The organism is Neobacillus vireti (assembly GCF_036962465.1).
Taxonomy (GTDB): Bacteria; Bacillota; Bacilli; order Bacillales; family Cytobacillaceae; genus Neobacillus; species Neobacillus vireti_B.
On the sequence record NZ_JBALNF010000025.1, the window covers coordinates 258,424 to 284,296 of the forward strand.

The 25,873-nt window shown below is 40.5% G+C and carries 23 protein-coding genes; 11 read left to right on the top strand and 12 right to left on the bottom strand.

The window, feature by feature from the left end:
* Positions 1 to 24: 24 nt before the first annotated feature.
* The 7 genes from V7077_RS11725 to V7077_RS11755 all read right to left on the bottom strand — a co-directional run bounded on the left by V7077_RS11725 (position 25) and on the right by V7077_RS11755 (position 4,577).
* Positions 25 to 759, bottom strand: a complete 735-nt coding sequence (locus tag V7077_RS11725) for an exonuclease domain-containing protein (RefSeq protein WP_335501615.1) — start codon at positions 757 to 759, stop codon at positions 25 to 27.
* The gene (locus V7077_RS11730; RefSeq protein WP_335501617.1) at positions 746 to 1,735 is read right to left on the bottom strand and encodes a DUF294 nucleotidyltransferase-like domain-containing protein; all 990 of its coding nucleotides are present in this window, start codon (positions 1,733 to 1,735) and stop codon (positions 746 to 748) included. The genes V7077_RS11725 and V7077_RS11730 overlap by 14 nt, the downstream gene beginning before the upstream one ends.
* Before the next feature lie 67 nt (positions 1,736 to 1,802).
* Positions 1,803 to 3,065 (bottom strand): ammonium transporter, encoded by a 1,263-nt coding sequence (locus V7077_RS11735; RefSeq protein WP_335501619.1) that lies wholly within the window; start codon positions 3,063 to 3,065, stop codon positions 1,803 to 1,805.
* A gap of 196 nt (positions 3,066 to 3,261) precedes the next feature.
* Entirely contained in the window at positions 3,262 to 3,588 is a 327-nt protein-coding gene (locus tag V7077_RS11740) for a MerR family transcriptional regulator (protein ID WP_335501622.1), read from the bottom strand.
* Positions 3,589 to 3,731: 143 nt separating this feature from the next.
* Positions 3,732 to 3,890 carry a Fur-regulated basic protein FbpA gene (fbpA, locus tag V7077_RS11745; RefSeq protein WP_335501624.1) on the bottom strand — a complete coding sequence of 53 codons (159 nt, stop codon included), beginning with the start codon at positions 3,888 to 3,890 and terminating at the stop codon, positions 3,732 to 3,734.
* Between the two features lie 21 nt (positions 3,891 to 3,911).
* Positions 3,912 to 4,049, bottom strand: a complete 138-nt coding sequence (locus V7077_RS11750; protein WP_335501626.1) for a hypothetical protein — start codon at positions 4,047 to 4,049, stop codon at positions 3,912 to 3,914.
* Between the two features lie 171 nt (positions 4,050 to 4,220).
* Complete coding sequence (locus V7077_RS11755) at positions 4,221 to 4,577, bottom strand: hypothetical protein (protein ID WP_335501628.1); 357 nt, start codon at positions 4,575 to 4,577, stop codon at positions 4,221 to 4,223.
* A 424-nt stretch (positions 4,578 to 5,001) separates the two neighbouring features.
* Between V7077_RS11755 and V7077_RS11760 the strand changes: the two genes are divergently transcribed.
* The 3 genes from V7077_RS11760 to V7077_RS11770 all read left to right on the top strand — a co-directional run bounded on the left by V7077_RS11760 (position 5,002) and on the right by V7077_RS11770 (position 7,276).
* Positions 5,002 to 5,802, top strand: coding sequence for a basic amino acid ABC transporter substrate-binding protein (locus V7077_RS11760; protein ID WP_335501630.1), 801 nt, complete (start codon positions 5,002 to 5,004; stop codon positions 5,800 to 5,802).
* Positions 5,803 to 5,900: 98 nt separating this feature from the next.
* Entirely contained in the window at positions 5,901 to 6,557 is a 657-nt protein-coding gene (locus V7077_RS11765) for an amino acid ABC transporter permease (RefSeq protein ID WP_335501632.1), read from the top strand.
* Positions 6,554 to 7,276, top strand: a complete 723-nt coding sequence (locus tag V7077_RS11770; RefSeq protein ID WP_235742446.1) for an amino acid ABC transporter ATP-binding protein — start codon at positions 6,554 to 6,556, stop codon at positions 7,274 to 7,276. Before V7077_RS11765 ends, V7077_RS11770 begins: the two co-directional genes overlap by 4 nt.
* A gap of 346 nt (positions 7,277 to 7,622) precedes the next feature.
* Here V7077_RS11770 and V7077_RS11775 read toward each other — a convergent pair whose 3' ends face one another.
* A complete protein-coding gene (locus tag V7077_RS11775) occupies positions 7,623 to 8,132 on the bottom strand; it encodes a hypothetical protein (RefSeq protein ID WP_335501636.1) in 510 nt (169 codons plus the stop codon).
* A 282-nt stretch (positions 8,133 to 8,414) separates the two neighbouring features.
* Here V7077_RS11775 and V7077_RS11780 point away from each other — a divergent pair, with 282 nt between their 5' ends.
* Positions 8,415 to 11,168: a dynamin family protein gene (locus V7077_RS11780; RefSeq protein ID WP_335501638.1), complete on the top strand. Its 2,754-nt coding sequence runs from the start codon at positions 8,415 to 8,417 to the stop codon at positions 11,166 to 11,168.
* 94 nt (positions 11,169 to 11,262) lie between these two features.
* Here V7077_RS11780 and V7077_RS11785 read toward each other — a convergent pair whose 3' ends face one another.
* Positions 11,263 to 12,690 carry a beta-propeller fold lactonase family protein gene (locus V7077_RS11785; protein WP_335501640.1) on the bottom strand — a complete coding sequence of 476 codons (1,428 nt, stop codon included), beginning with the start codon at positions 12,688 to 12,690 and terminating at the stop codon, positions 11,263 to 11,265.
* Between the two features lie 160 nt (positions 12,691 to 12,850).
* A complete protein-coding gene (locus tag V7077_RS11790; protein ID WP_335501642.1) occupies positions 12,851 to 13,813 on the bottom strand; it encodes a D-2-hydroxyacid dehydrogenase in 963 nt (320 codons plus the stop codon).
* Between the two features lie 237 nt (positions 13,814 to 14,050).
* Between V7077_RS11790 and V7077_RS11795 the strand changes: the two genes are divergently transcribed.
* Positions 14,051 to 14,818: a 3-hydroxyacyl-CoA dehydrogenase gene (locus V7077_RS11795; RefSeq protein ID WP_335501644.1), complete on the top strand. Its 768-nt coding sequence runs from the start codon at positions 14,051 to 14,053 to the stop codon at positions 14,816 to 14,818.
* 123 nt (positions 14,819 to 14,941) lie between these two features.
* On the opposite strand, the gene V7077_RS11800 is transcribed toward V7077_RS11795, so the two are convergent.
* The gene (locus tag V7077_RS11800) at positions 14,942 to 15,148 is read right to left on the bottom strand and encodes a zinc ribbon domain-containing protein (RefSeq protein ID WP_335501646.1); all 207 of its coding nucleotides are present in this window, start codon (positions 15,146 to 15,148) and stop codon (positions 14,942 to 14,944) included.
* A gap of 336 nt (positions 15,149 to 15,484) precedes the next feature.
* Between V7077_RS11800 and V7077_RS11805 the strand changes: the two genes are divergently transcribed.
* The 5 genes from V7077_RS11805 to recQ all read left to right on the top strand — a co-directional run bounded on the left by V7077_RS11805 (position 15,485) and on the right by recQ (position 23,034).
* Positions 15,485 to 16,630, top strand: a complete 1,146-nt coding sequence (locus tag V7077_RS11805; protein WP_335501649.1) for an acyl-CoA dehydrogenase family protein — start codon at positions 15,485 to 15,487, stop codon at positions 16,628 to 16,630.
* A 12-nt stretch (positions 16,631 to 16,642) separates the two neighbouring features.
* Complete coding sequence (locus tag V7077_RS11810; RefSeq protein ID WP_335501651.1) at positions 16,643 to 17,797, top strand: thiolase family protein; 1,155 nt, start codon at positions 16,643 to 16,645, stop codon at positions 17,795 to 17,797.
* 178 nt (positions 17,798 to 17,975) lie between these two features.
* Complete coding sequence (locus tag V7077_RS11815) at positions 17,976 to 19,547, top strand: fatty acid--CoA ligase (RefSeq protein WP_335501654.1); 1,572 nt, start codon at positions 17,976 to 17,978, stop codon at positions 19,545 to 19,547.
* 12 nt (positions 19,548 to 19,559) lie between these two features.
* Positions 19,560 to 20,654 (top strand): CaiB/BaiF CoA transferase family protein, encoded by a 1,095-nt coding sequence (locus tag V7077_RS11820; RefSeq protein WP_335501656.1) that lies wholly within the window; start codon positions 19,560 to 19,562, stop codon positions 20,652 to 20,654.
* A gap of 256 nt (positions 20,655 to 20,910) precedes the next feature.
* A complete protein-coding gene (recQ, locus tag V7077_RS11825; RefSeq protein WP_335501658.1) occupies positions 20,911 to 23,034 on the top strand; it encodes a DNA helicase RecQ in 2,124 nt (707 codons plus the stop codon).
* Between the two features lie 560 nt (positions 23,035 to 23,594).
* Here recQ and V7077_RS11830 read toward each other — a convergent pair.
* Positions 23,595 to 24,389 carry a formate/nitrite transporter family protein gene (locus tag V7077_RS11830; RefSeq protein ID WP_420489641.1) on the bottom strand — a complete coding sequence of 265 codons (795 nt, stop codon included), beginning with the start codon at positions 24,387 to 24,389 and terminating at the stop codon, positions 23,595 to 23,597.
* A 211-nt stretch (positions 24,390 to 24,600) separates the two neighbouring features.
* Between V7077_RS11830 and yfkAB the strand changes: the two genes are divergently transcribed.
* Entirely contained in the window at positions 24,601 to 25,722 is a 1,122-nt protein-coding gene (yfkAB, locus tag V7077_RS11835) for a radical SAM/CxCxxxxC motif protein YfkAB (protein WP_335501662.1), read from the top strand.
* Positions 25,723 to 25,873 lie beyond the last annotated feature (151 nt).

Here is a 25,873-nt window from a genome sequence, read left to right on the forward strand (position 1 = left end):
ATATTAGACTAGTATAGTAGTTTATCAACCAATTTTTGCCAAATATTCATAAACCTGACGTAGATAGTGGAAGCCTTTTTCTTCCGCCAGCCGTAAATAATATCTCCAAACCTTTGCTGTCATGATGGCATCGCTTAAAGCGTGGTGTCGATTCTCTATCTCAATACCGCAAATCTCGCAAACCTCTTCTAGTGGAGCAGATTTCATATTAGGGTTTGAAAGGCGGATGAGAAAAGAAGTATCGACAATTCGATGGTCGAATCTTGTTCGTAATACGTCGCTAGTGATTTTTTTCATAAAGGCCTGCTCGTGACTGGCATGGTGCGCAACTAGAAGATCACTTTTGATGAATTGATAGAATTGCATTAGTGCTTCTTGAGCTATCGGGGCAGTGCTTAAATCTTCATCGTAAATATTGGTTAAGGCAGAAATTTCATTCGATAGTTGAAAGTCTGATTTTACTAATGTATAAAAGGTGTCCTGTTCCTTTAGTTGGTCGCCTGTCATTTTGACAGCACCAATCGAAATGATTTGGTCACCTTTTTCGGGGTAAAAACCGGTAGTTTCTAGATCAAAGACAACCACCCTTAATTCTTTCAGTGGAACGTCTAAGCTGTTCTTTTCTTTCATTTCTCTTTGTATTTCTCTAAGAAAAGCCATTTGCTGCAGCGAGGATTGATTCGGTAAACTTGCGAATAGGTTTGAATTTGCTCTTCCAGATAATTGGCGGAAAAATTGGATCATATTATTTATTCTCATCTGAATCATCCTTTTCTAGTAACCTTTTCATATGATGAAAGAGAGCTGCACCATTTTTAATGATTTCCTTTACCTCTCTAGACTGTTCTTTTGTCAGTTGGCTGACAGATAAATAATGGCCTGAATCATAGTCTTTATGGTCAGAAAATAATAATCGGTAGGATAGCAGCTTTAAGAATTGCTTTTTAAAAAAAGCTTTGTCACTTGCAGGGAAATACACCTTTGGTATTTTGTCAAGACGCAAGAGTGATGAGGTTTCGTGCAATCTTTCTTTCATCGAAAGGAGGCGGATGGCATTTACATATGGAAAAAGACCAATTTCTTTGATATTTAGTTTACCGGCATGCATTCCGTGTGTTTCTGTTAGAAACTGACCTAATATGTTTGTTCCTTTTTTGAGATGGAGAGTATTGCTTAGTGATTTATTTAGTAAATGATGTTGATTCATGTTTTGATAAATATAGTTTTTTAGCTTTCCAACATAGCCATCCTCTCCGTAGATCGATCTTCCGTCTAGAAATATAAGGAGATAACGGATTGATTCCCAAGTGGATTCCATCATCCAGTTTGATAATTGCTGCTCCCACTCACTAAGCGATTTACACCAGAACGGGTTGCTGGCCATTACGCCCCCGTCACAATATCTGTATCCTGCATGATAGAGCCCTTTGGAAATTTCTTTTCCTAATGTTAAAAAGTATGATTTGACATCGTCCGATGAATCAAGATAAATCAATCCATGGTCTTGGTCGCTCCATACCGATTGTTCCATCCTGCCAGCGCTACCCATGACGAAGAATGTAAATGGTGATGGGGGAGGTCCGTGTTGGCTCGAAACCTGTTTCATAGCAATAGCGGTTGCCCGGTGAATTAAATCATCATGCAGTTCGTTAAGTTCAAAATGGTTATAACAAACATTCCTCAGTTTTTCGTCTCTAATCTGAATTAATGCTGAATATGGATCATGCTGCAACATGTGCACCCCCTAAATTCAAATAGCAGTCATACCTGTAAAAAGGAATGACCGCTGTTGATTCCTTCGATTATTGAACTTTAAATTGCTGTTCTGCTTTTACTAATTCAGGGTAACCGTAGCTGCCGTGCTCACTCATATCTAGACCGATGATTTCTTCTTCTTCTGTGACACGTAAACCGTTCATTACTTTCTTCATTACAGCTAGAAGAATAAAGGAGACGATAAAAGCGAAGGCGGCACAGGTGAAAACTCCTAATGCTTGAACGCCAAGCTGATGTAATCCGCCGCCGTAAAATAAACCCGGTTTACCAACAGTGGCTAATTCTTTTGTTGCGAAGAACCCGTTCGATAAGGTTCCCCAAACCCCGGCGGTTCCGTGAACAGATAGAGCTGCAATCGGATCATCAATTTTTACTTTCTCAAAAAATCTGATACTATAAAACACTAATAATCCAGCGATAAATCCGATAAGTACGGCTGCCCAGGTTTCTACGAAAGCACAAGATGCTGTTATGGCTACAAGACCTGCTAAAGCACCGTTTAACATCATGGGAACATCTGCTTTCCCTAATACGGCCCAAGAAACAATCATGGCTGCGATGGTTCCAGCTGCAGCGGCAAGATTTGTATTCATGGCAACAAATCCAAAGAACCCTTTGTCAACAGATAACGTACTGCCTGCATTGAATCCAAACCAGCCAACCCATAATAGTAAGACGCTTAAAGCTGTGAACACTTGGTTGTGTCCTGCGAGATTATTAGCGGAACCATCTTTGTTATATTTTCCAATCCGCGGCTTTAATAGAATGGTAGCAGCAAGTGCTGCCATCGCACCGGTTAAGTGAACAACCGTTGATCCTGCAAAGTCTTGTTTACCATGCTCAGCTAACCAGCCGCCGCCCCAAATCCAGTGGGCGATAGGCGGATACACAATAACTGAGAAAAGAACGGCAAATACGAGGTAAGCACTTAATTTAGCCCGCTCGGCGAACCCGCCAAACGCAATCGTTAATGAAATACCCGCAAAAGCTAATTGGAATAAGAAGAAAACTGAACCAGAGAGTGATAAACTATCCATATCATAGCCTGAATATAAGAAGTTCGAGAAACCAATCAGTGCATTTCCTTTACCAAAAATTAAACCAAAACCTACTGCCCAAAAGATAATGGAACTGATACTAAATGTTAGTATGGTTTTACCAGCGATATGTCCAGCATTTTTCATACGGGTTGATCCTGTTTCTAATAAAATAAACCCGCCGATCATTAAAATAACGAGGACTGCTCCTAACATTACCCATAGACTGTTCATTAAGAATGTAGTATCCATTCATACTCCCCCTTTTTAATGATGTTAATTTTTATAACATCCTCTGTAGTTGTAACTTTACATCAATTGAAGTGTTGTATCTATAATTGTGGGAGGTTTTCTTACATGTTATTTTAGGGGGAGGAAATCCCTTTAAGTGTCATAGAAAAAAGCCTCGTTTCTGATAAAAAGAATCGAGGCCTTTTCTATTCTGTGCTTAGCTTCTTCGTATTCCAAACTGGGCATTAAGCTGTCCTTGGATCATTTTCCGGCGAATATCTTCCTGATTTTGTTTCTTCTGTTCCCGAAGCATTTCCTTTCTGATTTCATGAGTTTGAATCCCGTCTTCAATTTTGTTAGCGATATCCATTAATAGTTCGACATCGGTAAAGGAAAATTTCCGGCTTCCGCCAGGAGACCGTTCAGGGAATATCAGTTTTCTTTCTTCATAATAACGGATTTGTCTTTCGGAAAGCCCGGTCAGATCTCTGACAATACCAATTGTAATAACCTTTTTATCTTTATAAGACATATCTTTTCCCATTTTAGTCGCTCACCACACCCCGCTGTTTTCCGTAGTTTGAATATTTTTATTATTATATGTTATATTTTCTCACATGAAAATGGATAATTGTATTAATATGCTTTATTTTTATAAAACTAAATCTTTTTAGGGAGTAGAGGACGTTATTTTTCAGAGGGCATCGACTTCTTATAAAGAATCTCCAGTTCACTGATGGTAAGTGATTGAAGCTCGGCAGATGAGTAAAAGATATCTGAACCTGTTAACTTTTTAATATAAAACTGCTTTAGTCGTTCAAGGCCTCTTCGTAAGTGGGTTGTCAACGTCATTCCCTCCTTTAGATATTAGGCATTTTGCAGCTTTCGTAATAGTTCATGTCCTTTAGAGCCCATCGTTTTCATGAGCTCTTCATATAATTCATCACGTAATTTATCTAATTGTAAGATTTGCATCGCTATTTTGATTTCATGTCGTTGATTCATGTGAATTCTCCCCTTCGATAAGTTTATAATCAAAAATTACCTGATTTTTTGGCTCTTGTCAGGGAAGATGTTAGAAAGGTTAACAGGATATTTTCTTGGTCGTGGATCGGTTTGAAAGAATTTCTCACGAATGAAAAAGAACCGGAAAAAGACCGGTTCTTCAATGCTACTTTAAAATTCTCCTTCAAAAGGTGTAAATGGAATGTGGAGACGATTTTCGATTGCTCTTACTCGCTGATTGACGCGTACAAGACGTCTTTGCAGTTGAGTTACATCCCGTTGCAGTTGAGTAATTTCTCTCATTTGACGTTCGTTTTGTCTTTCAAGCTGACTCACACGGCGTTCAAGCTGCTGCGGTTGCCGATTTGGGTCGTATGGGTCAATTGGGGCATAATGATTCACTTGATCGATTGGTGCGTAGGTGTGAATAGGTTCTGTTGAAACGTAGGGAGAATAGTGGTCTGCAGGAACATAGCTATGATACTCAATTGGCATTTGTGGAACTTGATAATATTCGTAGGGATTCATTTAGGCATCTCTCCTTATGTGATATTACCCTATAGATTATGTAACGGAGGGTTTGGAGAAACGGCTAATGCCTATAAAGGATAATCTACGCTGAAGATAGATTTGCTCATCTACTATCTATAAAATATTTATATTTTTCATAATAATGGAAGTTAATTAGGTGGACAAATTAAAGGCTATTAATGGAATTATTTTAGAAGATGACGAAGTGTACTAGATTTTATATTTCATTTAGGTCTATGAGGCTGGTGGAATTACCTTAAACTTTTATAAGATAATCAATTTTAGTCTATTAACGTATTAATATAGTAAGAAAATAAAATATTGAATAAAAACACGAAAGATATTATAATCATTTATAATCTAAAAATTATCAATCTTTAAAAAAATAGTATTTATAAAAAAATAATTAGGAGGCTTAAACATGAAAAAATTAAAGGTAGTAACAACTCTTATGGTAGTAGGTTTACTCCTTCTGCTATCCGCTTGTGGAACTAGTAAAACAGGGGGAAGCGAGAAGAAAACATTAAGAGTGGTAACCGATGCGGCTTATGCACCATTTGAATACCAAGAAAAAGGTAAAGTCGTCGGATTTGATGTTGATTTTGTTAACGCAGTTGCCAAGGAAGCCGGTTATAATGTGAATATTGAGCATGTTGGCTGGGATCCGATCTTTGTGGAGATTGAAAAGAAAACTGCAGATTTCGCTGTATCTGCGATTACCATTACGCCAGAACGTCAACAGAGCTATGACTTTACAGTTCCATATTTCCTATCCAGAAATGAAATCTTAGTACCAAAAGAAAGTTCTATAAAGAGTGCGAAGGATTTAGAAGGCAAAAAGATTGCCGTTCAAAATGGAACAACTGGGCAGGAAGTAGTCGAAAAGTTATTTGGTAAAAATAATCAAAACCTTAAGAAATTTAAAAATAACAATCTAGCCATTCTTGAATTAAAAAATGGCGGAGTTGATGCCGTTGTAGCTGATAACTCGGTTATTGAAACCTATGTAAAAAACAATCCAAAAGACAACTTTAAATTCATAGAAGATGATGCTGCTTTTTCAAATGAATTCTATGGTTTATTGTTACCAAAGGGCAGCAAGCTTAAGAGTGAGTTAGACAAAGCAGTGAAGACTGTTATTGATAACGGGACATATGCAAAAATCTATAAAAAGTGGTTTGGTGTCGAACCTGATACACAAACATTGAAAGATCAACAATAGTACTCTATTGAAATTGCGTAACTTCTATATAATAGGCAGTTACGCAATTTTTGCTTAATAAAGGAATTAGCCTACTCAATTGTGTCGGGGGGATCGTAATGGATTTTAGGTGGGATATCATAATAGATTATGCGCCCTTACTTTTAAAGGGAACATTATTAACAATTGGTTTTTCAATCGCAAGTATTTTAATTGGTACCATTCTTGGTTTATTTATTGGTTTAGGGAAAATGTCGAAAAAAAAGTTATATTCCTTACCGTTTAGATGGTACATAAACTTTTTCCGCGGCACACCGTTAATGGTCCAAATTCTCTTAATTCATTTTGCTGTTGTACCAGCATTTCTTCATTCCACAAATGCAATCGTTGCTGCCATTTTAGCACTATCTTTAAACTCGGCAGCCTATGTGGCGGAAATCTTCCGGGCTGGGATTCAATCGATTGATAAGGGTCAAATGGAGGCAGCCCGTTCACTAGGGATGACACATGTACAAGCCATGCGATATGTTATTTTACCTCAAGCCTTTAAACGTATGATTCCACCTCTTGGGAATGAGTTTATCGTTTTAATCAAGGATTCTTCATTGGCGGCATTGATTGCGGCTCCTGAGTTAATGTACTGGGGACAGGCAATGCAAGGAGAGTATATGCGTCCGTGGGAACCATATCTATCATCAGCGGCTATTTATCTTGTGTTAACCTTATCTCTTAACTTCCTATTAGGTAAACTTGAAAGGAGGTTTGCAACAGAATGATTCAGGTGAAAAATTTAAAAAAGTCGTTTGGGACGAATGAGGTCCTTAAAGACATTAACGTGACGGTCAAACCACAAGAGGTAGTGGTCGTTATTGGGCCTTCTGGTTCAGGGAAATCAACGTTCCTTCGTTGTATTAATATGCTTGAAACCATTACTGGCGGACATGTTCTAATAGAAGGCGTTGATATTACTGATAAAAAAACAGATATCAATAAAATTCGCACGGAAGTAGGCATGGTGTTTCAGCAATTTAATCTTTTCCCTCATAAAAAGGTGATTGATAATATTATGCTTGCTCCGATGAAGGTAAGAAATATTCCTGCTGAAAAGGCGAGAGCAAAAGCAATTGAACTGTTACGAAAAGTTGGACTTGAGGATAAAGCTGATGCTTATCCGGATTCACTATCAGGCGGGCAAAAGCAACGGGTAGCGATTGCCAGGGCACTAGCGATGGAGCCGAAGATTATGCTGTTTGATGAACCAACCTCTGCGCTAGACCCAGAGATGGTTGGTGAGGTTTTAGAAGTAATGAAGGATCTTGCTAAAGAGGGAATGACGATGGTGGTCGTTACCCACGAGATGGGGTTTGCGAAAGAGGTTGGGGACCGGGTTATCTTCATGGATGGAGGCTTGGTCGTGGAAGAAAAGGTTCCTGCTGAGCTGTTTGACAATCCACAAGAAGAGCGGACGAAGGCGTTTTTAAGTAAGGTATTATAACTTTTTTTGGGGCCTAAGAGGCTCCTATTTTATTTAGTCTCGTATCTGGTCGAATGTGCCTGAGAAGTTCCAATTTTGGGTCGAACGGTTAAATAAAGGATAATTATGCCCGCGGGATCCTTGAATTGGGTTGGGCGGTCAAAATAAGGGGTATTTGTGCCCGCAGAAGCCTCGAATTGGGTTGGGCGGTCAAAATAAGGGATAATTGTGCCCGCTAGAGCCTCGAATTTGGTTGGGCGGTCAAAATAAGGGATAATTATGCCCGCCGGACCTCCGAATTGGGATGATACGGTAAAAACAAAGGATAATTGTGCTTATTCTGGTACCCCATAATCCAAACTCCATATCAATTCTCAAAATCAAACACTTCAGTAATTTTATCCGCTTTAACCCGGTTTTGGCATAGCTTGAACAGCTGTGTGAGGAATTCTTCCACCTCATCTGGCAAGGATGGCAATTTAATATGAACAGTCGTCGACCCAAACATCTGTTTAAAATATGCCTTTCTTTGGTCGTTTTTTCCGTCACGCTTAAATGGTTTATAGGACCAAACCAGATGGGGTCCATCCTCCAATTCTTGTGTTTGCCGTATCTCGGCACAGGTAGTGGATTTATTATGTGCATACATTACTAAATAATAGTTGTCATTGCGGTGCCAATCAATGAATAACAGATAATAGCCGAGTTCACTTTCTGGCCGGAATACTTCATATGCGGCCAGTACTTGCTTGCCATTCGTCCATTGATGGAACTTTGGCAGCATCCCGCTTACGGTTTCTAACTTCTTAAGTTCATATCTTATTGGTTTTGAGCGTTCGATTTGTCGAGTTAAAAAAATAGCTTGACCTTTTTCCAAATGAATATCCCCTTTAGGTATTTGTCTCCATTATACGTTGAAAATCGTAAAAAAAGGAAGAAAGACCGAAGCTATTTTTCATGCCCTTAACCATAGAAAGAGGCTAAGTCCAGTGTTTGTCTTCAAAATGAAATATAAATGACATCATATTTAAAAATTCCTTTGTTAGAATCGATATAATTGGGACTTAAAATCCATACATACTTCGAATAGTATATGGAATAAATATGACTCTTTTCCATATGAATGACATAGAGTGTTTTGCAATTGGAGGGAAAGAAAATGACGTTAGAAGAGCAGCTAAAACAAAAGACGTATTATAAAATGTTCATCAATGAGCATGAAGACATTCACCCGATTCGCGTTCTAGGCGAAGCTTTTCAGGAAGAGGCAGCAAAGGACCTCCCAAACCTATCATCGATACGCTTTGCCCAAGGGGAAGTGTATTTTCACCATAAAGACTATGAAACGGCGATTTTTAAATGGGAAAATATCACCGATGAACTCGTTCCATGGGCAAAGAAAAACACAGGGGATGCCTATTATGAACTAGGTTTGCTTTCGACTGCCGAGGATATATATACCGCAATCTCAAGCGATAACGCAACACTAAATACCGAAGTAGCATTACAGCTTTTCTCGCTTTATATCGAACGCGGCAAGACGGAGTCAGCGGTTGCCACGATTAAAAGGACAATTGCTGCAAACCCGGAGTATCCGAATGTTACCGAAATCGCCAGAACCTTTTTCGAAGAACAGCAGGATTGGGAGCATGCGGTTGAGTTAGCGGTCTCCGAAGCCATGCGGTCGGAAGATCCAAATTGGTTTCATATATTAAACACCTATGTAGACAAAGGTGTCACAAAAGGCCATGCACCGAGCTATTTCACCCCAACTTTGATTCGCTTGTTTCAACTGGATAAGAAAAAATTTGAACAGCTCGTATCTTCATTATGGCAAAGTTACGAACACGAAGAATCTTATTTCACTTGGATTAGAGAAATCAATCAGCTATTATTGCAACTTGACCTTGAAAGAGACGATAGCTGGAATGAGCTTTCAAAGCTTTATAAAGCTGCGTATTTCGATTTAATAGAAGGCAGATATTTTATTAAAATGCTCCAAGAATTTATCCCAGACATGTTGACCAATTGGCTTCGCTTAGCGGATGAAAGAAATGTAGTGTTAGCATCTGCTGCGGTGCTTTCTTGGAACGAATTGTTCCCAGCCACTATCAGTTTATCCATCGTTTCTGAAGCGGAACAGCTGATTAGCATAACAGAGACGGACATTAATGAACTCGAGGAGAGCTTGGCGCTATTTGATACCATTGTCGATTGGGCAGAGGCACATGATATGGGTCCGAATAACCGATATAAATGGCTTGTCGAGCAATTAGTGGATTTTGATAGACAGCATCTACTGATTACCGGGTTAACTGGGAGTGGAAAATCGACTTTCGTTAATACCGTTCTAGGAGAAGACCTACAAGACAGCCCAACGTCATCACTCGTCATGTTTAGAGATAGTGATGAAGAAGAAATAATGGAAATAACTGATTGGCAGATTGCCAGCTTAGAAGGATTTACTGAATTCCAAGAGCGAATGGACCGCCGCCGTAATGCCTTAGAATCCATTATCGAATTCAAGCTTCCAAACGAATTCATGCAGAAAAACAAAGTGACCTTTATTGATACACCAGGGTTAAAGGGAAATCACAATGACCGTTATGAAGTATTAAAAAACTTGCAAGTAGCTGACGCTGTCTTATTTGTGCTTGATGGAAACTCGCCGTTTACCGACAAAGAACGAGGAGCGCTTGTACAAATACAAGAATTAGCACCTGATATTCCTGTCCATTTTCTGTTAAGCAAAATGGATACGATCGTTGGTGAGCATGAAGCGGTAAGAATATATGAGGAAACCAAATCGAGTATTCACGCTATTATGCCGGATGCAAGCGTGTTTGCTTTTTCTTCGCAATATGAACGCGGCCAGCAGATGAGGGACATAAAAGAGTTTATACAGTCGATCAAGGTTACTAGAAATCTAGAGGATAAACGACTGGCTAAGCTGTTGTTTTTTATTCGTACCACTATCGCAAGTCTATTGCAAAAGCGAATTGATGTCGAAAATCAATTAGTAGAAGCGATCCGCTGGAATGAAGATATGTACATGAAATTAAATGGTGCCGTTAATCAGCTGAAGGATACGGAAGTACAAAAAATAAAGACAATCACGAAATCGTACCGAATGATTAGGGAAAACATTCATAAGGATATGGCCAGCACTATTCCTGCTATGTTGAAAGAGTGCTCCGACCTTATAAAGGAAGACAGCAACTTTAGTAATATTCATCTAGAATTGAACGAAGAAATGAATAAGAGACTACAAGAATACTTGGAACAAACAGTGATGCCTAAATTCTATCGTTCCTTACAGGATTGGGTTGGCTATAGTAAAGAGGAGTTTGACCAGGCACAGGAATTTTTAAATGAGATGGCTGATGGCTTTAACCAGATGTACGGGGAAGAACATCTGGCACTTGCTTGTGATTTCAAGGTGCTCGATGATTGGCTTCGCGACACAGACCGTATGACAAGCAGATTCCAGCTTGAATCCGTCAATATTCTCCTTCGCCGGACGCCATCGCAATTTTTATTAAAGAGTGCCGGAAAATTATTCGGGGCAATCTCGCAAAACAAGGCAATGCTTTATAACAAATACAAAGCATTTGTAGAAAATGAGGATTACTCAGAAACCATTGAAGAAGTTAGTAAGCAATTCTTCCAGCCATTTGAGCTGTTTGAAAAATCTCTAGAGCGTGATGTAATCTTATTCTTCAAGAGTCCGTTAAGGAATTTAACCACGGCGGTTGATGAGGCTAAGCTGGGAATTGAATCAAACCAGGAGCAGCTTAATAAGATGAATACTAATCCGGAAATGTTCCGCGATCCATTAACCTTATTCGGGGTAAGGCTTCGACAATTCGAATGGATGACCGTGGCCGGAAAAGGAATACAAACTGTATATTAATAGCTGAAAGGAGAACCTTTGTGGTTCTCCTTTTTTGGACTAACGATGAGTATCAAATCTTTTATGCTAAATTAAAGATTGTTATACATTTATATTATTTTTTCTCAGATAACCATTTGGCGATCTTCTCAGAATCCTGGTCAGAAAGTAAATTACTTGGCATCATCCCTCTGCCATCTTTCACAATGCTGAGGATTTTTTGCTCGCTGTATTTACCGCCCACTTTAGAAATATCTGGGCCGGTTCCGCCTTTTAAATCATTTCCATGGCAGCTAAGGCATGTTTTCTTATAAATTTCTTCTGTAGCGGATACTGTGTCATGATTTCCATGAGAAGACTCTTTTGCAGCTTCTGTTTTCGGTGTGAACACACTGTAAGGAACAAATTGGATTTCATGCGGTACGCCATCTGCGACAATTTCTGTAATTAATTTGCCTGTCTCAGTATCCCAAACCTGGACCCCGCTTACAGCGGCACCGCCAAGCGTATAAGGATAACGCTTATCCATTCCATGGTTGAGTGTCCAAAGCTCTTTACCGTCAGGAGTTACGCCGACATGGGCGGGAACCGTTGTCCCTGTTGAGCTCCACTCAATTTTATGGGTTTTTACATTAATTTTATAAATTTGGTTACCGCCTGTTGTCACATACCCGTATTTGCTGTCGGGACTAAAGGCAATGTGAATCGGGCCTTCTTTCAACTTAATTTCGCCGGTCACCTTAAGGGTCTTTGGGTTAATGACAGCTACTTTTTTAGCGCCCATTACGGCTGCCCATACGTATTTGCCATTTGGCGTAAGGTTTGTTCCATGGACCATGCCGCCTACTGGAATACTTTTCACAATTTCATTCGTTTTCATATCAATAGCTTCAACTTTGTTTTCGCCCTCAATACTTAAGAACATATACTGTGTGTAAATGGCTTTTCCATCCCAATACATTGTTGGGCTCAAGTAGCAGGTTCCTTTTCCAGTCTGTAGGTCCTTGATTTTTGTCTTAGTGGCTAAATCAATAACGGAAAGGGTGCCTTCATGCTGGTTTGCTACGTATAGATACTTGTCATCAGGAGATAGGGCAATATGGTGTGCACCTTTTCCAGTAGGGAGTCTCCACTTTTCTCTCATCGTAATTGGATCAATCGCAATCACATAGGATGGTTCGTCGTAGTTATACCAGTCTCCTGTGAAAAGAGTTTTAAAGTCTTTTGTAAAAGCAATCGCGTGGGTGTCATTTAAATTGGGATAAAAATCTTTATTGGTTCTTTCGTTATATGGGCCGCCTGCATCGATGGTAGAAACTAGTTTATGATATTTACCATCAATGACCCATATTTTATTGGCTGTTCCGGCGCCTACAAAAGCGATCGTTTCACTGCCAAGCTGACCTCCAGCGAGTTTTTCATCAAAGCTTGCTGTTTTTGTTATTTTTTCGGCTTTTGTAGGTGTCTTCTCTTGGGCAGTATTTGAACCGCATCCACTCGTAATTAAAGCCGTTAGCAGAAAAGCTGTCCATAATTTCTTCAAGGGTGTTCCTCCTTTTGAATAGAGATAAGTTAACTATAATAAAAAACTTATCTATAAAAAGAAGGTCATGTGAAAGATTAATGAACTGGACTTATAGTTTCAAAGATTGGACACATGTTAATCTTTATTAGCTTCTTTAACAGAAATCAGGTTGTTTTTTTTAATATCCTTTTCTAAAATTTACCAGATTAATGCCTGGTGTCTGTCCGGTTAGATAAGTCTCTAAATTGGGAATAAGGATGTTTTCAACAACCCGTTTGTTATAGTGCTCGGTTGCTCCGGATGTGTGCGGTGTAATAATAACGTTTTCCATTTCCCATAAAGGACTTTCTGTACTTAGCGGCTCTGTTTCAAATACATCTAAACCGGCACCCGCTATTGTGCCTTCTTGTAAAGCAGAAATCAATTCCTCTTCAATCACGATTTCACCTCGGCCAATATTGATAAAAAAGGCAGATGGTTTCATCTGGGTAAACTGCTGTTCCCCAAATAAGTGATGAGTTTCTTGTGTATGCGGCAGTGTGACGACCACATAATCGCATTTTGGCAGCACCTGGTCTAACTGGTCTGGTCTATACATCTCATCAACAAAGTCCGATGGTTTCCCTGAGTGCCTGACACCAAGTACCGTCATTCCAAATGCTTTGGCAATTCTAGCAGTTTCTCTTCCAATTTCACCGACACCAATTACTCCAATCGTTTTTTCATGGATTTCGAGGCTTAAGTGAGCATGATCCCATGTTTTCGTTTGTTGATTTTTCACATAGGTATGAATTTTTCTTGTTAATCCAAGCATTAAGGCAAAGATAGTTTCAGAGATCGGATAAGCATGTACACCGTTGGCGCTGGTTACTTTAATATTTTGTGATTGCAGCTTTTCAAGAGGCAACGAATCAACTCCGGCACTCCAGGTTTGCACCCATTGCAAGATTGAGCCAGAGGTAAGGCAATAATCAGCTAATTCTTTTCTCCAGCCGGCAATGACTTCTGCATCTTTCGCATGTTCTTTCCAGATAGATGGGTCTTTACCTGCGATTACATCCCAATCAGGGATGATTTTTTTTATTTTCGCTATGTATTCTGGCTTTAAGTTTTGTGTGATCACTATTTTCCGTTTACTCATTTAACTCCCACCTTTATGTTGTTATAAACTAATCATATCGTATCTAAACATAAATATTAATCTTTTCTTCGGACCCGGAGGTGTAGAAGATTGAAACACTTTTGTTTGACAGTTGTCTAAATTATTTACATAAGTTATGGTGAAGATGACACCAAGCATGTTCAGGTGGGAAACCTTATCTGGCATAATACTTACAATCTATGAATATTAAATTGAATGTAAGGGGGTTATGGAAATATGCATATTCAAACATGCAGGGCCGTTGTAACAGGGGGAGCTTCCGGACTTGGAGAGGCTGCTGTTCGCAACATCATTGGAAAAGGTGGAAAAGCTGTTATCCTCGACCAATCGGAGGAAAATGGTTTACGCCTTAAGAATGAATTAGGCGAAGCTGCTTTATTTTTAAAAGCAGATGTAACCGATGAAAAGGAGATTCAAGAGGCAATTATTCACGCGGCTGATTTCTTGGGTGAAATCAATACAGTAGTGAACTGTGCGGGAATAGGGATTGCCGATAAAGTATTGGGGAAGAAGGGTGTACATAATCTTGAGCTCTTCTCTAAAGTTATCCAAGTAAATTTAATCGGGACCTTTAATGTCATCCGTTTGGCCGCAGAGAAAATGGCAGGAAATAATGTAAATGAACAACACGAGCGCGGGGTTGTGATTAACACGGCTTCTGTTGCTGCTTTTGACGGACAAATCGGTCAAGCTGCCTATAGTGCCTCTAAAGGCGGGATTGTTAGCATGACCTTGCCGATTGCGAGAGAGTTAGCCCGTTACGGAATTCGCGTAATGACCATTGCACCGGGATTGTTTCACACACCGATGTTCGATACTCTCCCGGACGAAGCAAGAATTTCACTTGGGAAAATGGTGCCGTTTCCTCCACGACTGGGATATCCAAGCGAGTACGCACAGCTTGTTCAGAGCATAATCGAAAACCCCATGCTAAATGGGGAAACCATCAGGCTTGATGGCGCAATCAGGATGCAGCCTAAGTAATATAGGGGAGGACAAACCATCATCTTTTTGGCTATGAATCTATTTTATTTGAGGCATATTGGAAGTAAATGGAGCTTTATAAATCGGAGGGATTCCCTCTTAGGAGAATCCCTTACAAAAATATTATCCTCCAAAGAACAAATCAAGAATGTTCGAAGCGGTCGATGTTTTTTTATTATAAAACTCTGAATATCCGCAGTTCTTACAAAAAACAACTGTGAATGTATTGTGCTGAAGGTCAAACATTTTAGATAGTCCGGTTCCAGTCATTGCTACATCTTTCGTGCCAGCTTCCCTGCTTCCACATTTCAAACATCCTTTTTCACTCATCGCAATCAACTCCAAATTTTGAGATCTCAGATTATTTACGATTGACGTCAGAAAAAGTTGCGAATTAAATGTAAAAATATTCTAAATAATCTTTCTCATTTGGTACAATAGAGGTAGATGAGCTGACTTTGGAAACCATTTTCCAATTAATGTAGAATTACTTTTTATTTTGTTGAATTACCGTCTTGTTCGTAGAATTATCCTTTATTTTTGTAGTAAAAATCCTAGATTTGTAGAATAACCTTAGAAATTTGTAGAAACCATAAAAAATTATCTTAATCTGCAGCTAACATCAATAAAGTAAGCGTTTACAAATTTGAAAGAGAGGTTACTAGAATGAAGCATCCCTATTTAAACGAGGATCACGAAATTTTTCGTCAGTCATTAAGAAAGTTTTTAGAAAAAGAAGCATATCCCTTCTATGAACAGTGGGAAGAAAAACGTATGATTCCTCGATCTTTTTGGGAAAAGATGGGGCAGCAAGGCTTTCTGTGTCCGGATATTGATGAAAAGTATGGCGGCAGCGAGGTTGACTGGGGATTTGCAGTAATCATCAATGAGGAGCTTGAACGAGTCGGGTCAGGCTTAGTGGGTATCGGGCTCCACAATGATATTGTCATTCCGTATATCACCTCTTACGGAACAGATGAGCAAAAACAGCGCTGGTTGCCAAAATGTGTAACAGGTGACATTATTACGGCAATCGCAATGACCGAACCAGGAACCGGCTCAGATTTAGCCAACATTAAAACCACAGCCAAACTGGACGGTGACTGTTATATCGTCAATGGCCAAAAGACCTTTATCACAAACGGAATTCAATCTGACTTGATTCTTGTTGCGGTTAAAACCGATCCACAAGCAGTTCCTAAACACAAAGGAGTAAGTCTCCTCATGATTGAACGGGATACACCCGGATTTTCCCGAGGAAGAAAACTGAACAAGGTGGGGCTGCATTCTCAGGATACTGCTGAATTAATTTTCGAAGACTGCCGCGTCCCGAAGAATAACCTGCTGGGGGAGGAAGGTAAAGGATTTCTCTATTTAATGGAAAAACTTCAACAGGAACGTCTTCTTGTCGCGATTGGAGCGCAAACTGCTGCTGAAGTAATGCTCAAGACGACAATTGACTATGTGAAAAGCAGGGAAGCGTTTGGAAAGCCGGTAAGCCAATTTCAAAATACCCAGTTCAAGATTGTAGAAATGGCAACAGAAATTGAAATGGGCAGAGCCTTTTTAGATCAATTAATCGCCGAACACATCGAAGGGAAGAACGTGGTAACCAAGGTGTCGATGGCCAAATGGAAACTGACGGATATAGCTAAACGGATCGCTTCCGAATGCATGCAGCTCCACGGCGGCTATGGCTATATGGAAGAATATGAGATTGCAAGGCGCTTCCGCGATATTCAAGTTTCAAGCATTTACGCTGGGACAAACGAAATCATGAAAACGATTATTGCTAAAAATCTAGGATTATAGGAGGAAATCATTATGCGTGAAGTTGTCATTATAGAAGGCGTTCGTACACCAGTAGGGAGAAGAAATGGGGTTTTAAAGGATATCAGGCCGGATGACCTTGCAGGTTTAACCCTAAAAGAGCTCATTAACAGGGCCGGAATCAATCCATCAATCATTGATGACGTTATTTTAGGCTGTGTGACCCAAGCGGGAGAGCAGGCAGGAGATATAGCTAGGGTTGCCGCCTTGATGGCAGGTTTTCCAATCGAGGTCCCAGGAACAACGATTGACCGACAATGCGGCTCCAGCCAGCAAGCCGTTCATTTCGCGGCACAAGCCATCCTCTCCGGCGATATGGATGTGGTAATCGCTGGCGGTGTTGAAAGTATGTCCCGTGTGCCAATGGGATCCAATTACAAGGGGGCGGAAGAGCCGTTTAGTCCGGCGTTACGGTCAAAGTATGAAATGATTCACCAGGGTCTGTCTGCGGAACGGATTGCTGAAAAATATGAATTTACCCGGGCTGAGCTTGACCAATTTTCACTGGAGAGTCACCAGAAGGCCCTAAAGGCGCAAGAGGAAGGTTATTTTGCAAGAGAGATTTTTCCAATTGAAGTAAATCTTCCTGACGGAACAAAGTCAGTCATTAAGGATGATTCCGGCCCAAGAAAAGGGACATCTCTTGAAGCATTGGCCAGTCTCCGTACATCATTTAAAGAGGATGGGGTTATTCATGCCGGGAATTCCAGTCAAATTAGTGACGGTGCTGCTGCGTTATTACTAATGTCACGGGAAAAAGCAGAAGAACTTGGTTTGAAACCGCGCTTCCGGGTTCACACACGTGTAGTCGTTGGATCGGACCCAACTTTAATGCTGACAGGACCAATCCCAGCTACGAAAAAGGCGCTTGAAAAATCAAACCTATCGATTGATGATATCGATGTATTTGAAGTCAATGAAGCCTTTGCACCAGTACCTTTGGCGTGGTTGAAGGAGACGGGTGCCAATCGAGCAAAGTTAAATCCGAACGGAGGTGCAATTGCCCTGGGACATCCTCTAGGCGGGAGTGGTGCGCGGTTAATGGTTACGATGATGCACGAGCTTGAGCGGACAGGCGGGAGATATGGATTACAAACCATGTGCGAAGGTCATGGAATGGCCAATGCCACGATTATTGAGAGGCTGTAACCGCGTTAAATTTGGATTCGCTGATATAGCTAAAAATCGCTGATAAAACCGAGAAAACACTGATAAAACTGAGAAATCGCTGATAAAACCGAAGGAAATGCTGATAACACTGAAAAAATCGCTGATAAACAAATTTCAGTTCCAAATCCTTAAAAAGTAAATTATTGGAGGCGGCCTAATGAGTACAACGATTGGGAAAATCTTTGATTTAACAGTAAAAAAGTTTCCGAACAAACCGGCCATTTACGATGTGAGAAAAAATATCCGTTATACCTATCAAGAGTGGAACGAACAGGTGAATCGGCTAGCCAATGCCCTTTTAAAAGAAGGGGTCAAAAAGGGAGACCGCGTATCCACCTTCATGTTCAATACGGAAGAATTAGGAACAGCCCTTTTTGCCTGCGCCAAAATCGGGGCAGTATTCAATCCAATTAATTTCCGGTTAACGCCTGAAGAGGTGGCATTTATTCTGACAGATGCCGCTCCAAAGGTAGTTCTTTTTGAAAAAGCTTTGGAGCCAGTAATTGAGGCGATTGCAGGGCGATTTGATCACACAGCCTTTTGGTTTATCGATGAAGATCAGCCGGATTTTGCCGCATCCTATCAAGAAAAACTGGCAGATGCTTCGACTGAGGACATTATAATAGAGGTAGCTGAATCCGACATCTATGCGTTTATTTATACAAGCGGAACGACTGGAAGGCCAAAAGGTGTGATGCATACACACCGTAATATGGTAGATCAAAGCGTATTATGTATTGCGGCCGAAAAGCTGGAAGCAAATGATGTCGGCCTTGTTACAGCACCTATGTTCCACTGTGCTGAACTCCATTGTGCTTTTATCCCAAGAGTGCATGTCGGGGCGAGTAATGTCATTTTGCATCAGTTTAATCCGAAGGCCATCCTTCCATTAATTGAACAAGAAAAAATTACGAAACTATTTGCAGCTCCAACGATGTGGAATATGCTCCTTCAAGAAGATTTATCTCGATATAATCTCTCAAGTCTGAAACTGGGACTTTATGGTGCAGCCCCCATGGCCCCATCGCTTGTTCACGCGCTGCATGACCGTTTAGGTATCTCACTGATTCAGGCTTATGGGATGACAGAAATGGGACCAGCCATTACCTTCTTGTCAGAGAATGATCAGCTCCGTAAAGCAGGCTCTGCCGGACAAGCCGCTATAAGTCATGATATTCGAATTGTCCGCACAAGAGAGGATGGTCCTTCCGATCCGGATGATATCGTTCAAGTCGGGGAAACGGGGGAAATTATTGTACAGGGGCCATGTATGATGAAAGGTTATTTTAATCGGGAAGATGCGACTGAAAATGCCCTGTATAAGGGCTGGTACCACTCTGGTGATATTGGTTATCTGGATGAAGAAGGATACCTATATGTCAATGACCGTGTCGATGACATGATTATAAGCGGGGGAGAAAATATTTATCCACGAGAAGTAGAAGACTTGCTGCATGGGCATCCTGATGTCTTGGACGTGGCCGTCGTTGGTCAGCCTGATGACCGCTGGGGTGAAACCGTTACTGCCTTTGTTGTAAAAAAGAATCCGGCCGTTACAGAGCAGGAACTGGATGAGTATTGTAAAAACAGCGACAAACTTGCTAATTATAAACGCCCTCGCAATTATGTTTTTTGTGAGACACTTCCGCGGAATGCTAGCGGTAAAATTCAGAAATTTATTTTGCGAAAACAATTAGAAGAGCTTTTAGCCCCCGATTCCAGCAAATAGGAGGGACTTGTCATGCTAACAGGGATAAAGGTGATTGATTTTACCAACTATCTGCCAGGACCATTTGCGACTCTCAGATTAGCGGAATTGGGGGCAGAAATCATCAAAGTAGAGTCGCCTGATGGAGACCCGGCTAGGAATACAGGTATATTGAAAGACAATACAGGTCTTGTTTTTCTGGCTAATAACAGGCAAAAGAAGAGTATTACTCTTAATTTGAAGGAGCATGATGACTTAGAGGCAGCAATACGATTGATTTCCCAAGCCGATGTAGTAATAGAAAGTTTCAGACCGGGGGTAATGGAGAAACTTGGTTTGGGATATGAAGCGGTTCAACAGGTGAAGCCTGATATCATATATTGTTCTATCTCTGGCTATGGTCAGAATGGTCCGTTCAGTAAACTTGGCAATCATGACATTAATTATATGGCACTAAGTGGAGTTCTTTCCCAGCTTAAAGATCAGCAGGGCAGACCGATTCATCCTTCGATTACTCTTGCCGATTACCTGGGCGGGTTTGCCGCCAATGAGCGGATTCTTGCAGGGCTTGTGTCAAGATTTAAAACAGGGGAAGGAAGCTATCATTCAATTTCAATTACCGATCAGCTGGTATCCTTGCTTGGAAATCATATTATGGTTGAAAAAGAAACAGGTGAGGGTACCGGAATTAATGTCCTAAACGGAAGCATTATTTCCTATGCCATATATGAAACTAAGGATCAGCGGTATGTGAGCTTAGCGGCCTTAGAACCGAAGTTTTGGAAGAATTTTTGTTTAGCTCATGGTCGTGAGGATTGGGTGATTGCTCACTTTTCCAAAACAGATGCTTCCAACCAAGTCTACCGGGAGCTCACCGATCTTTTTAAAAGTAAGACGTTTTATGAATGGATTGAATTTGCCCAAGTAGTGGATTGCTGTATGGCACCTGTGCTTGAGGTGAGGGAACTTAGTGAGAACCCGTATTTTAAGGAGAAGGAACTCATCTTTGCATCTTCTTGGGGAGATTATCAGGTTAAAATGCACAGTGACATAGCGCCTTCTGCGATTGTCGCACCACCCCGTAAAGGTGAGCATAGAGCAGAAATTCTAAATAGTATTTTCATATAAACAAAGTAAAAGCTATCGGAGAGTCCGATAGCCTTATTTTGTTAGAAAGGCCTATTGCCCAAAGGGTCAAAATAGTGGCAGTCCATTAAAAAGGGTTACACTGCCCAAGGGTAGGAAAAAATAGTAAAGCGGTAATGAAGCCTCCTCTATTCTTAACATAAAAATTTACCACATCGATTTAATTTAATAGAGCAGTACCTAATCCTAAAAAGCAGTATAATAGAGACAGTTCCTAAAATTGAAAGGAGACACCACCTTGTTTGATCAAGCACTTTCCCTATTAAAAACTCACTTCGGTTACAGCTCTTTCCGAAACGGTCAGGAGCAGGCGATCCGGTCGGTCTTAACTGGCCAGAATACCATTTGTGTCATGCCGACAGGCGGTGGCAAATCGATTTGTTATCAAATTCCAGCCCTCGTCCTTCCAGGTACCACAATCGTCATATCCCCATTAATTTCTTTAATGAAGGATCAAGTTGATACCCTCATCCAAGCAGGAATCCCAGCCACATTTATTAATAGCTCGTTAAGTTTTTCCGAAGCCAGTACGAGAATCAACGAGGCCAAACAGGGGAAATATAAGCTTTTGTACATAGCGCCGGAAAGATTGGAATCTTATGAATTTAGCGAGGACCTAAGACAGTTGGAAATTCCTTTAGTGGCCGTGGACGAAGCACACTGTATTTCCCAGTGGGGGCACGACTTCCGCCCAAGCTACCGTCATATCAAGCAGATGGTCAATAGTCTTCCGCAAAGACCGGTGGTACTTGCCTTGACAGCAACCGCGACACCTAGGGTTCGGGAGGATATTTGTTATTCTCTTGAAATTGATCAGGCGAATAGTATCATCACAGGATTTGAACGTGAAAATCTATCCTTTTCTGTCATTAAAGGACAGGACCGTCAAAGGTTTCTTCTTGAGTACCTTAAAAGGAATCAACAAGAAGCGGGTATTATTTATGCGGCCACGAGGAAAAATGTCGATCAATTGTATGAAAAACTGCGCAAGGAACAAATTAATGCTGCCCGTTATCATGCCGGGATGGGGGATGCAGACCGAGCACGAGAACAGGAAAGGTTTTTAGAAGATAAGGCATCCGTAATGGTAGCTACCTCAGCGTTTGGCATGGGAATCGATAAATCCAATATCCGCTATGTAGTTCACTTTCAGATGCCGAAAAATATGGAGAGCTATTATCAAGAAGCAGGACGTGCCGGCCGGGATGGGTTAGACAGTGAATGTATTTTGCTGTATTCTCCGCAGGATGTCCAAGTTCAGCGTTTTCTTATTGATCAATCAAGCGATCGAAACAGGATGACTCAAGAACTAGAAAAACTGCAGCAAATGGCAGATTATTGTCATACCGAGAACTGTTTGCAGGAATTTATTTTAAGTTATTTTGGAGAAACAGAAACGGAAAGCTGCGGAAGATGCGGGAACTGCTTGGATTCAAGGACCAGAATCGATGTAACCAAAGAGGCACAAATGGTGATGTCGTGTGTCATTCGAATGGGGCAGCGTTTTGGGAAAAACTTAACTGCCCAAGTGTTAACGGGATCAAAAAATAAAAAAGTCTCTGAGTTGGGCTTTGATAAGCTAAGTACGTATGGAATCCTGAAAAATCAGGGTGCTAAAGAAGTGGGGGATTTTATTGAATTCCTGATTTCGCAAGAATTAATTGCGATTGAGCAAGGACAATATCCAACCATCTTTGTGTCTCCAAAAGGGAAGGAAGTTCTCTTAGGCAACCAGCAGGTGTTCCGAAGAGAAGCAGTTCAGGTCAAACAAGTTTCGAAAAACGATCCGCTATTTGAATACTTGAGAGATGTTCGCAAGCAAATTGCTGAAACGGAAAATGTACCGCCTTTCGTGATCTTTTCGGATGCTGCACTGAAAGATATGTGTGCCAAACAGCCAAAAACCAACGAAGAATTTTTGCAGGTAAGCGGAGTTGGGGAGCACAAGCTGCAGAAATATGGACTGGAATTTATTAAAGCTATTCGTAAGTTTCTTGAAGAGAATCCAGAGTATCAAAGTGAAGAAATTCCCGCATCGAATTCACCAAAAAAGTCGTCCAAAAGGGCGGTTCGTGACTCTCATTTAGAAACGTATAGCTTATATAAAGAGAATCTGTCTCTAACTGAAATTGCTGAAAAGCGGGACTTGTCTCTCAAAACAGTTGAGGAACATATCATCCAATGCGCCCAACAGGGGATGGAGGTTGAATTTACCGAACTCATTCCTGAGAAATACCTGCCATTACTAGAGCAAGCTGTGGGAGAAGCCGGCAGGAGCCGTTTAAAACCGATAAAGGAACTCCTCCCTGAAGAAGTCAGCTACTTTATGATTAAGGCATATCTTTATTTTTTAAGTAAATAATTAGGGCAGATAATAAGAGAAGGCTATTAAAGGTGACGAAAGTTTAAGATTTACGAAGGTTTATCCCCTGAACAGCAGATGGTCGGAGTGCTACGGCAGATAAGAGAGGTTCATAACTGCTGAAGAGGAAGAGATGAAGGTGCAACGACAGATAAGAGAGGGTCATAACTGCTGAAGAGGAAGAGATGAAGGGGCTACGGCAGATAAGAGAGGTTTATAACCGCTGAAGAGGAAGAGATGAAGGTGCTACGACAGGTAAGAGAGGTTCATAACTGCTGAAGAGGAAGAGATGAAGGGGCTACGGCAGATAAGAGACGGTCATAACCGCTTAAGAGAAAGAAATGGAGTTTTTACGGCAGTTATGAGCAATTCATAACCGCTGAACAGCACATAATAGATAAGTTTCTTACCCTATTGCAGTTCAGATTGGACGAATCCTTGCAGGTATGAAGAAACCTCGCCATCTATTAAGGCGAGGTTTTTATCAATAATAATTGTCGAAATCCCAATGTTCTTGTTGATATTTCCCTGGAAATTTGTCGATAAACAGGGGGATTTCCTTAGTGCGCCTGCTCCTTATCGTATTCCTCTAAAAATGGCTTATTTGCATAGTAATACATCATTGCCATAAAAACAGCACCGCCAATTAAGTTACCAATCGTTACTGGAACCAAATTATGTACGACACCTGCCCAAGAGATCGTTCCTGGATGATTTAATACTAAAGCAATTGCGAATGTACACATATTAGCAATACTGTGTTCATACCCAGAAATAAAGAAGCAAAATACAAACAACATCATTGCAAACATTTTCGGGCCATCCCCTTTTAATCCCATTGGAAGGAAAAAAGCCATACAAACGAGCCAGTTACAAAGAATAGCCCGGAAAAATAATTGAGTTGTGGGTACCTGCATTTTGATTTCCACAACATGAAGTAAAAAACTGTTCACGGACGAATCAGCAAAAAGTCCAGTAGTAAAGATAATAAAGGCGAACACCAATGCTCCTAAAATATTTCCAATATAACTGCAAATCCATAATTTTATGACATCCAGCCACACCATTTTTTTCCTAAGAGCTGCATAGGTGTAGTAGAATGTATTACCGGTAAATAAATCACCGCCGCCATAGGCTATCAAAATAATAGCCGCTCCAAAAGTCAACGCAGCCATAGGATAGGCAAACGGAGAATCTTTTAAATAAAAAAAGTTCCCGGTCTTAAAGGCAACAATGACACCAAAGCCAATAAACATACTCGCAAGCATGGCCCTTAATAGATAGCGAAGGATACTTTGCTTAAAAATTTTCATCTTTTTTAGAGCGAGTTTTTCCGCCTCGCTTAATGGTTGCATTTCCAAGTTGAATTCCCACCATTCTAACGTTTAATATTATTTATATATTGTAAACTAAAATAGTCGAGATATGTGTCTTTTTGGAGAGTTTTCCTTGAATATACACATTTTCCCTAACATAAACTTTTGTAATAAATGGTTATGACAACCCATTTTTCTAGCAATCAGCTATAATAAAAAGGTTTTAAAGACTGATTTTTAAGGAGTATATATGTTAACTAGAAAAAAAATTACCCCAAAATATGATCCATGGGAAGCTTACTTAGATATTGAGGAGTATGGAAAGCCGCTGCTTTCAAATATTGAATTCACCACCACAACACTATGTAATATGCGCTGCGAACACTGTGCGGTCGGTTATACATTGCAGACAAAGGATCCGCACGCATTGCCGGTTGAACTTCTAATAAAGAGATTAGATGAAATTCCAACATTGCGCTCTTTAAGTATTACGGGGGGAGAACCGATGCTATCACTGTCCTCTGTAAAGAATTATGTTGTTCCGCTTTTAAAATACGCCCATGAGCGTGGTGTAAGAACGCAAATCAATTCGAATTTAACCCTTGATTTAGGACGTTATGAGCTAATTGTTCCTTATTTAGACGTCTTACATATTTCACATAACTGGGGCACTGTTGATGATTTCGTCGAAGGCGGATTTGCGAGGATGGAAAAAAAGCCTGATGTCAAACAACAGGAAGCCTATTTTATGAGAATGATAGAAAACAGCCGTGAACTGGTGAAAGCAGGAATTATGGTTTCGGCTGAAACCATGTTAAACAAGCGGACACTTCCCCATTTAGAAAAGATTCACCGACAAATAGTGGATGAGATGTTATGTCAGCGGCATGAGGTCCATCCGATGTACCCGAGTGATTTTGCCAGCGGCCTTGAGACCTTATCACTTAGCGAGTTAAGAGAGGCTATCCATCATTTATTAGATATTCGTGATGAAAAGACCTGGATGTTGTTTGGAACACTGCCGTTTTATGCTTGCAGCAGTAATGAAGATGATTTAGTCCTTTTAAAAAGATTATATAATAGTAAAAATGTTACCGTCAGAAACGATCCTGATGGCCGCTCTCGTTTGAATGTGAACATTTTTAATGGTGATATCATCGTAACCGATTTTGGTGATACACCAGCGCTAGGAAACATTCAAACAACCAACTTATTAACTGCATACCACAATTGGCAATCCTCTAAACTAGCAAAAGAATTAAGTTGTCATTGCCCAGCTGCAGCGTGCTTAGGTCCTAATATTTTAGTGAAAAATAGTTATTATCAAGATACGGATTTTTCAACACGGAAGGCAAAGGTGTTAAAGTCTTAGAAATAACTGCAAAAACCCTGACGTGGAGCGTCCATTTTCATTGACATAAGCGAAAGTGAATTTCTATTAACAAAATGATATTTTAAAAAAATAGTCAGTAAACTATTATGGGAAAATGAATAAGATTCCTACGGGATTACCATCTAGTCAG

Coding starts and splice junctions, on each gene's coding strand:
- V7077_RS11750 (WP_335501626.1), bottom strand. CDS start 4,049: ATGAATCAACGACATGAAATCAAAATAGCGATGCAAATCTTACAATTA.
- V7077_RS11755 (WP_335501628.1), bottom strand. CDS start 4,577: ATGAATCCCTACGAATATTATCAAGTTCCACAAATGCCAATTGAGTAT.
- yfkAB (WP_335501662.1), top strand. CDS start 24,601: ATGTTAACTAGAAAAAAAATTACCCCAAAATATGATCCATGGGAAGCT.
- V7077_RS11810 (WP_335501651.1), top strand. CDS start 16,643: ATGCGTGAAGTTGTCATTATAGAAGGCGTTCGTACACCAGTAGGGAGA.
- V7077_RS11740 (WP_335501622.1), bottom strand. CDS start 3,588: ATGGGAAAAGATATGTCTTATAAAGATAAAAAGGTTATTACAATTGGT.
- V7077_RS11795 (WP_335501644.1), top strand. CDS start 14,051: ATGCATATTCAAACATGCAGGGCCGTTGTAACAGGGGGAGCTTCCGGA.
- V7077_RS11815 (WP_335501654.1), top strand. CDS start 17,976: ATGAGTACAACGATTGGGAAAATCTTTGATTTAACAGTAAAAAAGTTT.
- V7077_RS11830 (WP_420489641.1), bottom strand. CDS start 24,389: ATGCAACCATTAAGCGAGGCGGAAAAACTCGCTCTAAAAAAGATGAAA.
- V7077_RS11770 (WP_235742446.1), top strand. CDS start 6,554: ATGATTCAGGTGAAAAATTTAAAAAAGTCGTTTGGGACGAATGAGGTC.
- V7077_RS11765 (WP_335501632.1), top strand. CDS start 5,901: ATGGATTTTAGGTGGGATATCATAATAGATTATGCGCCCTTACTTTTA.
- V7077_RS11780 (WP_335501638.1), top strand. CDS start 8,415: ATGACGTTAGAAGAGCAGCTAAAACAAAAGACGTATTATAAAATGTTC.
- V7077_RS11805 (WP_335501649.1), top strand. CDS start 15,485: ATGAAGCATCCCTATTTAAACGAGGATCACGAAATTTTTCGTCAGTCA.
- V7077_RS11735 (WP_335501619.1), bottom strand. CDS start 3,065: ATGGATACTACATTCTTAATGAACAGTCTATGGGTAATGTTAGGAGCA.
- V7077_RS11820 (WP_335501656.1), top strand. CDS start 19,560: ATGCTAACAGGGATAAAGGTGATTGATTTTACCAACTATCTGCCAGGA.
- V7077_RS11725 (WP_335501615.1), bottom strand. CDS start 759: ATGAGAATAAATAATATGATCCAATTTTTCCGCCAATTATCTGGAAGA.
- V7077_RS11730 (WP_335501617.1), bottom strand. CDS start 1,735: ATGTTGCAGCATGATCCATATTCAGCATTAATTCAGATTAGAGACGAA.
- V7077_RS11800 (WP_335501646.1), bottom strand. CDS start 15,148: ATGAGTGAAAAAGGATGTTTGAAATGTGGAAGCAGGGAAGCTGGCACG.
- V7077_RS11760 (WP_335501630.1), top strand. CDS start 5,002: ATGAAAAAATTAAAGGTAGTAACAACTCTTATGGTAGTAGGTTTACTC.
- V7077_RS11790 (WP_335501642.1), bottom strand. CDS start 13,813: ATGAGTAAACGGAAAATAGTGATCACACAAAACTTAAAGCCAGAATAC.